Annotated in this window: 1 pseudogene; it reads right to left on the bottom strand. The window is 62.8% G+C overall.

Going from position 1 to position 261, the window contains the following annotated elements:
* Positions 1 to 21: 21 nt before the first annotated feature.
* Positions 22 to 261: pseudogene (locus tag CH341_RS32835) on the bottom strand (sugar ABC transporter permease); the annotation flags it as partial.

Below are 261 nucleotides of genomic sequence, written 5' to 3' on the forward strand. Positions count from 1 at the left end.
GCGGGCCTTCGGTTGCCGTGCTCATTGCTCTCGCTCCGTCGACAGCTCGCTGTAGAGATAAGGCACGATGATGGACGCGACCATCATCAGCATCACCACCGCGGAGGCCGCACCGATGGCCATCTGGCTGCGCGTGAAGGTGTAGGAATACATGAACGTCGCAGGCAGCTCCGTCGCACGCCCCGGCCCGCCATTGGTGAGCGCGATGACGAGGTCGTAGGATTTGATCGCCATATGGGCGAGGACGACGAAGGCCGACAG

This window comes from Rhodoplanes roseus (assembly GCF_003258865.1).
Classification (GTDB): domain Bacteria; phylum Pseudomonadota; class Alphaproteobacteria; order Rhizobiales; family Xanthobacteraceae; genus Rhodoplanes; species Rhodoplanes roseus.